Here is a 7,009-nt window from a genome sequence, read left to right on the forward strand (position 1 = left end):
GCGCCGCCGACGATGCCGCCGACCGCCGAGGTCAGCAGGTACAGCACCACCAGGGTGGTCACCGCCCAGGACACCAGGCCGTGCAGGCCCGCCGTCCCCGCGAGCGGCCTGCCGGACAGGCGCCCGGCGATGGCGCCGCCGATCAGCGAGGCGACGATGCCCGAGGCGACGAACCAGACGCCCGCGCCGATCGAGGCGGTCGAGGCGGCCGGGTTGTCGGCGGCCACGGGGCCGAAGGACGAGAGCCCCACGCCGGCGCCGACCAGGTTGAGGATCACCTGGGTGACCAGGGCCGTGGTGGCGCCGGCGAAGATGGCGCCCCAGGAGACCTGGTTGAGCAGGACGGCGCGGGTATCGGCCTGTGCCTGGCTGGCGAGGGGTGGAACGGTGGTCTGGATCGTGGTCACGCTGCTACTCCGGGTCGTCGGTCGTCGTTGAAGTGAGATCTGCGGTTCAGTCGCGGCTGGCGCTGACGAGGAGGCCGAGGCCGAAGCCGACCAGGCCGGCGACCAGCAGGGAGGCGAGCGGGTACTCGGCGACCTGATGGCTCACCTCGCGGGTTCCCCGGCGCAGGTAGTGGCCGCCGCGCTCGTAGGCGTCCTCGGCGTAGTCGGCGGCGTCGTCGGCGTAGGTGGAGGCTTGGCCGGCAGCCTGTCGCACCGTGTCCTTGGCCTGGCCGTAGAGGTTCTCGGCCTGCCCGCTCGCTTCGCGGAACCGGCCTTCGACCGAGTCGCTCTTCGAGCCGGTGAGGTCGCCGACCGCGCTCTGCACCTTGCCGCCGAGATCCTTGGCGGCGCCCGTGATCCTGTCGATGTCGACCATGTCGTTCTCCGGTGATGGGTTGGTGTGTTTCGGGGGATGGCGCCCGCGAGGAGCGCCGGTTGGAAACCTGTGTCAGTCGGTGCCCGGCTCGGCCTGTTTCGGAGGCCGGGCCGCACGCTTCTGCCGGCGGCCCTCTGCCTCGACCTGGGTATCGCCGGTGAGCTTGCCGATGGCCTCCTTGACCGAGGCCTTGAGATGCTCGGGGGACAGTATCTTCGCTCGGTTGGCCATGGGCGCCCTGCTGCGTTCGAGATGACCCGGGACCAACCACCAGATGCGCTTCGTAACGGCGCAATCAATGGTATAAATATACTGCTCCTGCGAAAGTATTCCCTCTGATTTTTGCGATGGCCGGTCGAGCCGGCACTACGAAATGGCGCGTCAGCACGATCGGTTGACCGGCGATGCCTGTTGCGCGATCCGTTCCGCTCCCGCATGGTCTCCCTGCCCTATCGGCAGCGGGGCACAAACGGGTTGCGCACAAGCAGGTTCCCTCACCTGCGTTGTTTTCACTGGTATGCCTGCATCACTGACGCAGTTGTTATCGACCAGGGCCAATGTCCGGCGTGCTGCAGTCCGATGCATCGGATCGGCTCCGAGGCCGGCCCGATCCCCCGATGGGGGGTGCCGCGGCCCTCCGCTGCCGGCCGTCACCGCCGGGCCCGAACAGGCCGGACCACCCCGGGCGGTGCATAAAGCCACAGGGGCGGACCCATCCGGCGGGCGGCCTGTTGCTAACCGTCGGCCGCATCGGCGGGTCAACGAGGTTCAGAAATGGCAGAACAACTCTCCGGTCAGGACGGCCGGCAGGGCAAGCGCGGCAAACCTGCGCTGTATGTCTTGATCGTCAGCGTGGCGCTCATGGCCGCGGCGCTCGCCGGGCTGATGACCTGGCAGGGCGCCAGTTCCCCGCCCGATTACGCCAGCAAGAGCCAGGACGCCTCGCGCAAGCAGATCACCGGCAGCGAGAACGGCACGGGCGGCACGGCCTCGCCGTCCAACAGCAGCGCGGTTCCGGGCGGCAACCCGTCCTATCCCCAGCCGGCGACCCGCAGCGCCAATCCGTGACCCGGCACGACCACCGGTGCGCGGGGGAGATCTGCCGCGAGCAGGGTTGGGGCGTCGGGACCTGCCTGATCGGCGACGCCGGCTACGGCCCGACGGTGATCCGGATCACGGCGTTGGGCGACACGGTCATGCTGGCCAAGATCGTCAGCCACGGCCGCATGGCCGTGGCCTACCACGAGGCACAGGCGTGGTCCCTGTCACTGCGCGACTGGCGGGCGGTCGGCTGATCCCGGTCCGGTGTGGTAAGAAGCGCGCCGGGACGGGAGCGGTATCGCACCGGCGGCGGCGACGCGAACCCCGCTGGACGATGCGCGCCGGGGCCTTTGGCCGCGAGCCCCGGTCCGCGACCGTCGGCTGTGCCAAACGACGAGGTGAACGATGACATCGCTGCTCGATCAACTCCGCACCATGACCGTGGTGGTCGCCGATACCGGCGACATCGGCGCCATCGAGACGCTCAAGCCGATCGATTGCACCACCAACCCGTCGCTGCTGCTGAAGGCCGCCGGCATGGAGGGCCTCGCCCCGATCGTCGACGAGGCGGTGGCCTGGGGCAAGGCGCAGGGCGGCGAGACCGAGGATGTCGTCCAAGCGGTGGCCGACCGGCTCGCCGTATCGGTGGGTGTCGCGTTGACCAAGCTGGTGCCGGGGCGCGTCTCCACCGAGGTCGACGCCAACCTCTCGTTCAACACCGAGCGGACGCTGGAGAAGGCCCGGGCGATCATCCGCGCCTACGACGAGCGCGGCGTCTCGCGCGACCGGGTGCTGATCAAGATCGCCTCGACCTGGGAGGGGATCCAGGCGGCCCGCGTGCTCCAGCGCGAGGGCGTCGACTGCAACCTGACCCTGCTGTTCTCGCTGGTCCAGGCCATGGCCTGCGCGGATGCCGGCGTGTTCCTGATCTCGCCCTTCGTCGGGCGGATCACCGATTGGTACGCCAAGGCCGAGGGGAAGACCTTCACGGCCGCGGAGGATCCGGGCGTCCAGTCGGTGCGGGCGATCTACGCCGCCTACAAGGCGCGCGGGATCAAGACCGTCGTGATGGGTGCCTCGTTCCGCACCATCGGCCAGATCCAGGCGCTCGCGGGCTGCGACCGGCTGACCATCTCGCCGAAGCTGCTGGAGGAGCTGGCCGCGACGGAGGGCGATCTCCCCCGCGCCCTGTCGCCCGAATCCTACGGCGAGCCGCCCGAGGTGCCGGCGACGGACGAATTCTCGTTCCGCTGGGAGATGAACGAGAGCGCCATGGCCACGGAAAAGCTCGCCGAGGGCATCCGGCAGTTCGGCAGCGACCTGCGCGCGCTCCACACCCTCATCCGCGAACGGCTGGCGCGGGGGTGATCTGAACGCGGATCCAACATGGTGCGGTGCGGCCCGGCCCGTAACGCGGGTCGGACCCGCGTCCCGCCGGTGGATCGTTCAAGGTGACAGCCGAGTTTAGTCCCCGCCGCATCGGTCGCGGTTCGGAGTGAGCCGTGTACAATCCTTTCTTCTCGTGGATGATGCTGGCGATCGAAGCCCAGCGTGTGGTCGAACTGCGCCTCGTCCGCCTCGCCTGGGGCGGCAGCGAGGGGATGGCCGAGGCACACTCCATGGTGACCGAGAAGGTGGAGGCCGCAGGCGAGGCCATGACGACGCTCATGCTCGGCGGCTCGCCCGAGACGGTCATCGCACGCTACCGCGAGCACGTCGCCTCGAACACCAAGCGTCTGACCGCGGCCTGACGGTCCGGCGACCGCCGTCACTGCCCCATGCGGGCTGGGCGGCAGGCCCCGATCGGGGTACCTCTTCTCTCGCCGAGGCGCGATATCGCCCCCGGCGACGGCCGCCTGACGTGCGGCCCAGGACGGATCTGAACGCCTGCCATGATCGAGCCGAACCAAACCGCCTTCATCGTGAAGGTCGCCCGCCGGGACGAGGACACCCCGGACTGCCTGCTGACGGTGTTCTACGCCGTGATCGCGGACGATCCCGACAGCGGGGTCAAGATCGTGCGGGAGGCCGTGAAGGATGGGGCCGAGGTCACGCTGACCGAGGTGCGCCTTTCGCAGGCGACCGCACAGGCCATCGACCTGCGCCCGGGCTACGCGCGCGCGCTCTGACCGGAATTCGGCTTCCACGCCCATCCGTGTTGAGGGGCGAAATCGGATGGGCGTGGAAGGCCAGCAATCGGCTGGTGCAATGGGCGTAGAGCGACAGGGTTAACGGTTCCTTACCGCCGCGCCCGCTCAGGAATGCGGTGCGATCCAGCCGAGGACCGACGCGCAGCGCTCGGCCTGGAGGCGGGTTAACCCGGAGGCGACCGCCGCGCCGTTGCGGTAGACCACGAAGGTGCCGTCGTCGGTCGCGCGGATCTTGATCGACGCCATCACGCGTCTCCGCCGACGAACGCCTGAAGCTGCGTCAACCCGCTCGCGGTGATCTGCCAGGTCGCGAGCCCGTCGCCGACCGCGATCCGCTCCAGGTGGCCGACACTCTCGAGGGCCGTGAGCCGGCTGTGATCGCCGGGCCAGGATGCGTTCGGCTTTCGCTCAATGGAGATCCGAGAGTTGCCGGAACCGGCGGCCTTATTGAGCAGGCGGCGCTCGTGATTGACCAGCATTGGCACTCCTGGGCAGTTCCAATCGGGACGCATTACTTACGTACAAGCTGGCCTATATGGCCAAGCTTGGCAACCCCATGCCCTGAAAAGCCCATGCTCTGAAGACCCCGCGCATCGGTCCGGTTCATCGCCCTGGATCAGGATGCCAGCGCCAGGTCCGCCCCGGCGAAGCCCAGCCCGGCCAGGAACAGGCAGCCGCCCATCCTTTCGAGCAAGGCCCGGTATCGCGGCGCCCACAGGGACGCGGCGACCAGGCCCGTGCCGGCCGCCACGCAGAACACGCCCAATCCCATCATGCCGGCCTCCCGGTCGAACCGCGCCGCGGAGACGACCGCTCCCGAACCCGAAAGGTTGCGGCCCCTATGGGTTGTCGACAGGCAAATCTTGCGTCGCCGGCGGAGGGGCCGGCCCTGCGGACGGCCCTTTCGGAAAGCGGCGACCCGTTCGCGGCCGGCTTCGTACCGGCGCGACCTCACGCGAACATGTCGGGCTGCGTCGCGGCGATGTGGCTGTAGAGGGTCTGGAAGTGCAGCCAGCCGATATAGTCGCTGCCGACATGCTCGCGGCTGTAGCGGGCGGTCTTCTCCGACAGGAGCTGCGGCTTGATCCCGGTCGCCTCGATCAGGAGTTGCTGCTTGCAGGCCCGCTCCAGGGCGATGAACCAGAACGCCGCGTCGTCGATGCTGTGGCGGCTGCAGGTGAGCAGGCCGTGGTTCTGGTGCAGCACCCCACGGTTGCGGCCGATCTGCTGGGCCACCGAGAGGCCGCTCGCCTTCTCGACCGCGACCGCCCCGGCCGAGGCGCCGATCACCGCGTGGCTGTCGTAGAAGGCAGCCGCATCCTGGCTGATCATGTCCAGCGGCCGGCCCGTGGCGCACCAGGCGGTGCCGTAGGTCGTGTGCGCGTGGCACATCGCCATCACGTCGGGGTGCTCGTCGTGCACGGCGGCGTGGAGCACGAAGCCGGCGCGGTTGATCGCGTAGCGTCCTTCGACCACGTCGCCCTTGTGGTCGGCCAGGATCAGGTTCGACATCCGCACCTGCGAGAAGTGCACGCACATCGGGTTGGTCCAGTACAAGTCCGGGCGCTCGGGATCGCGGATCGTGAGGTGCCCGGCGAAGCCGTAATCGAACCCGTGCATCGCGAAGGCCCGGCAGGCCGCCACGAGGTGCTGCTTGCGGTATTCCCGTGCCTCGGCGTGGTTGGCGAACTGGGGGATCTCCGGGAAGATCAGGCCTGCCTGCTCGGGCTGGTAGATCGAGGTCCGCTTGCGGCCGGCGCTGTCGGGGGGCAGGTCGATGGCGACATCGCTGTCGTGGGCGTGGTCGTCGAGCATGGCGTGTCCTCTCGTCGGGTGATGCGGGAATGCGGACCGTCCGCGTCCAGCCCGGCGCGGGGCCATGCCGAACGGCGGGGTATCCCCGGCCGCCCCGGCGCGTCTGGCTGTCGTCCCGGCCGTCTTCGCAGCCCGATCGGCACTATCGTGCCACCATCCGTCGTTGACAAACGACGATTTTTCACGATTTCCGTGAATCCATTTCACGGATTGCAGCATGCGGCAGATCCCGAGCTTTCCGGCGCTGCGGGCCTTCGAGGCAGCCGCGCGTCTCGGCAGCTTCGCCCGGGCGAGCGAGGAACTGCACCTGACGCCCTCGGCGGTGAGCCACCAGGTCCGCGCACTGGAGCGCATTCTCGGGCGCGCCCTGTTCCGGCGCGCCAACCGCCGGGCCATCCTGACCGCCGACGGCGAGCGCCTGTGTGCCGGCCTCGCGCGGGCCTTCGACTCCATCGAGGCGCTCTGCGCCGAGCTGAGCCCGCCGTCGCCCTCGTCGCTGGCGGTGCATTGCACGCCGAGCTTCGCGGCGAAGTGGCTCGGGCCCCGGCTGCCCTCCTTCGTGGCGGCGCATCCCGGCATCGGCATCCGCCTCTCCAGCGGCGCCGAGCCGGTCGATCTCGCCCGACACGAAGAGATCGACATCATGATCGCCTATGGCAGCCCCCCGACCGGCCCGGGATTGACGGTCGAGGCGCTCGGCCGGGAAGAGATCGCGGCCCTGTGCACGCCGGATCTCGCCCGGGCGCTCGGTCCGGTCGAGGCCGCGACGGTCGCGCGCATCCCCCGGCTGGACTCGTCGTTCAGCCCGGTGCGCTGGCCGGACTGGTTCGCCCTCAACGGCCTGCCGGCGCCGGCCTCGGCGCCCGGGGCGGCGTTCGATCGCGGCGCCCTGGTGATCTCCGCCGCGGTCCAGGGGCTCGGGGTGGCGCTGGAGAGCCTGCGGTTCGCCCAGGCCGAACTCGGCGCCGCGCAGCTGGTGCGGCTCGGCGAAGGCCGCCTGAAGAGCCTGTACCGGGACCTCCACTTCATCTGCAGCCGTGCCCGGGACCGGAATCTGGAGAAGATCCGGGCGTTCCGCCGATGGCTCCTCGAGCGGGAGCAGGAGAGCCGCGTCGCCGGCTAGGCTGTGCCACCTGGCGGCAACGTCCCTTCGTCGCCGCATGGGCCAGGGTCGCCGCATG

Annotated in this window: 12 protein-coding genes and 1 pseudogene; 6 read left to right on the forward strand and 7 right to left on the reverse strand. The window is 69.7% G+C overall.

Annotated elements, in window-relative coordinates:
* From AC0IY0_RS26435 to AC0IY0_RS26445, 3 genes and pseudogenes are all read right to left on the reverse strand, one after another.
* Positions 1-407: pseudogene (locus AC0IY0_RS26435) on the reverse strand (PhnA-like protein); the annotation flags it as partial.
* 46 nt (positions 408-453) lie between these two features.
* On the reverse strand, positions 454-822 hold the full coding sequence (locus AC0IY0_RS26440) for a CsbD family protein (RefSeq protein ID WP_147910253.1): 369 nt from the start codon (positions 820-822) through the stop codon (positions 454-456).
* Positions 823-894: 72 nt separating this feature from the next.
* Positions 895-1,053 carry a CsbD family protein gene (locus AC0IY0_RS26445; protein WP_147910252.1) on the reverse strand — a complete coding sequence of 53 codons (159 nt, stop codon included), beginning with the start codon at positions 1,051-1,053 and terminating at the stop codon, positions 895-897.
* Between the two features lie 543 nt (positions 1,054-1,596).
* Between AC0IY0_RS26445 and AC0IY0_RS26450 the strand changes: the two genes are divergently transcribed.
* The 5 genes from AC0IY0_RS26450 to AC0IY0_RS26470 all read left to right on the forward strand — a co-directional run bounded on the left by AC0IY0_RS26450 (position 1,597) and on the right by AC0IY0_RS26470 (position 3,992).
* Positions 1,597-1,890: a hypothetical protein gene (locus tag AC0IY0_RS26450; protein WP_147910251.1), complete on the forward strand. Its 294-nt coding sequence runs from the start codon at positions 1,597-1,599 to the stop codon at positions 1,888-1,890.
* Positions 1,887-2,117 carry a DUF7241 domain-containing protein gene (locus tag AC0IY0_RS26455; RefSeq protein WP_471766167.1) on the forward strand — a complete coding sequence of 77 codons (231 nt, stop codon included), beginning with the start codon at positions 1,887-1,889 and terminating at the stop codon, positions 2,115-2,117. Before AC0IY0_RS26450 ends, AC0IY0_RS26455 begins: the two co-directional genes overlap by 4 nt.
* Before the next feature lie 151 nt (positions 2,118-2,268).
* Entirely contained in the window at positions 2,269-3,231 is a 963-nt protein-coding gene (gene tal, locus AC0IY0_RS26460) for a transaldolase (protein WP_147910249.1), read from the forward strand.
* A gap of 134 nt (positions 3,232-3,365) precedes the next feature.
* Positions 3,366-3,614 carry a hypothetical protein gene (locus tag AC0IY0_RS26465; protein ID WP_147910248.1) on the forward strand — a complete coding sequence of 83 codons (249 nt, stop codon included), beginning with the start codon at positions 3,366-3,368 and terminating at the stop codon, positions 3,612-3,614.
* Between the two features lie 141 nt (positions 3,615-3,755).
* Positions 3,756-3,992, forward strand: a complete 237-nt coding sequence (locus tag AC0IY0_RS26470) for a hypothetical protein (protein WP_147856405.1) — start codon at positions 3,756-3,758, stop codon at positions 3,990-3,992.
* A 126-nt stretch (positions 3,993-4,118) separates the two neighbouring features.
* On the opposite strand, the gene AC0IY0_RS26475 is transcribed toward AC0IY0_RS26470, so the two are convergent.
* The 4 genes from AC0IY0_RS26475 to AC0IY0_RS26490 all read right to left on the reverse strand — a co-directional run bounded on the left by AC0IY0_RS26475 (position 4,119) and on the right by AC0IY0_RS26490 (position 5,828).
* Positions 4,119-4,259 (reverse strand): hypothetical protein, encoded by a 141-nt coding sequence (locus tag AC0IY0_RS26475; RefSeq protein ID WP_187193454.1) that lies wholly within the window; start codon positions 4,257-4,259, stop codon positions 4,119-4,121.
* Positions 4,259-4,492, reverse strand: coding sequence for a hypothetical protein (locus AC0IY0_RS26480; protein ID WP_147940968.1), 234 nt, complete (start codon positions 4,490-4,492; stop codon positions 4,259-4,261). Before AC0IY0_RS26480 ends, AC0IY0_RS26475 begins: the two co-directional genes overlap by 1 nt.
* A gap of 137 nt (positions 4,493-4,629) precedes the next feature.
* Positions 4,630-4,788 (reverse strand): hypothetical protein, encoded by a 159-nt coding sequence (locus AC0IY0_RS26485; protein ID WP_187193455.1) that lies wholly within the window; start codon positions 4,786-4,788, stop codon positions 4,630-4,632.
* 176 nt (positions 4,789-4,964) lie between these two features.
* Positions 4,965-5,828, reverse strand: coding sequence for a class II aldolase/adducin family protein (locus AC0IY0_RS26490; RefSeq protein WP_147940967.1), 864 nt, complete (start codon positions 5,826-5,828; stop codon positions 4,965-4,967).
* Positions 5,829-6,045: 217 nt separating this feature from the next.
* Here AC0IY0_RS26490 and AC0IY0_RS26495 point away from each other — a divergent pair, with 217 nt between their 5' ends.
* The gene (locus AC0IY0_RS26495; RefSeq protein ID WP_471766168.1) at positions 6,046-6,951 is read left to right on the forward strand and encodes a LysR substrate-binding domain-containing protein; all 906 of its coding nucleotides are present in this window, start codon (positions 6,046-6,048) and stop codon (positions 6,949-6,951) included.
* Positions 6,952-7,009: the final 58 nt, after the last annotated feature.

Source organism: Methylobacterium sp. AC315 (assembly GCF_979253755.1).

What these genes read in the sequence shown, in the direction of transcription:
- AC0IY0_RS26450 (WP_147910251.1), top strand. Translation starts at nt 1,597, where the DNA reads ATGGCAGAACAACTCTCCGGTCAGGACGGCCGGCAGGGCAAGCGCGGC.
- tal (WP_147910249.1), top strand. Translation starts at nt 2,269, where the DNA reads ATGACATCGCTGCTCGATCAACTCCGCACCATGACCGTGGTGGTCGCC.
- AC0IY0_RS26495 (WP_471766168.1), top strand. Translation starts at nt 6,046, where the DNA reads ATGCGGCAGATCCCGAGCTTTCCGGCGCTGCGGGCCTTCGAGGCAGCC.
- AC0IY0_RS26480 (WP_147940968.1), bottom strand. Translation starts at nt 4,492, where the DNA reads ATGCTGGTCAATCACGAGCGCCGCCTGCTCAATAAGGCCGCCGGTTCC.
- AC0IY0_RS26445 (WP_147910252.1), bottom strand. Translation starts at nt 1,053, where the DNA reads ATGGCCAACCGAGCGAAGATACTGTCCCCCGAGCATCTCAAGGCCTCG.
- AC0IY0_RS26475 (WP_187193454.1), bottom strand. Translation starts at nt 4,259, where the DNA reads ATGGCGTCGATCAAGATCCGCGCGACCGACGACGGCACCTTCGTGGTC.
- AC0IY0_RS26470 (WP_147856405.1), top strand. Translation starts at nt 3,756, where the DNA reads ATGATCGAGCCGAACCAAACCGCCTTCATCGTGAAGGTCGCCCGCCGG.
- AC0IY0_RS26440 (WP_147910253.1), bottom strand. Translation starts at nt 822, where the DNA reads ATGGTCGACATCGACAGGATCACGGGCGCCGCCAAGGATCTCGGCGGC.
- AC0IY0_RS26490 (WP_147940967.1), bottom strand. Translation starts at nt 5,828, where the DNA reads ATGCTCGACGACCACGCCCACGACAGCGATGTCGCCATCGACCTGCCC.
- AC0IY0_RS26485 (WP_187193455.1), bottom strand. Translation starts at nt 4,788, where the DNA reads ATGATGGGATTGGGCGTGTTCTGCGTGGCGGCCGGCACGGGCCTGGTC.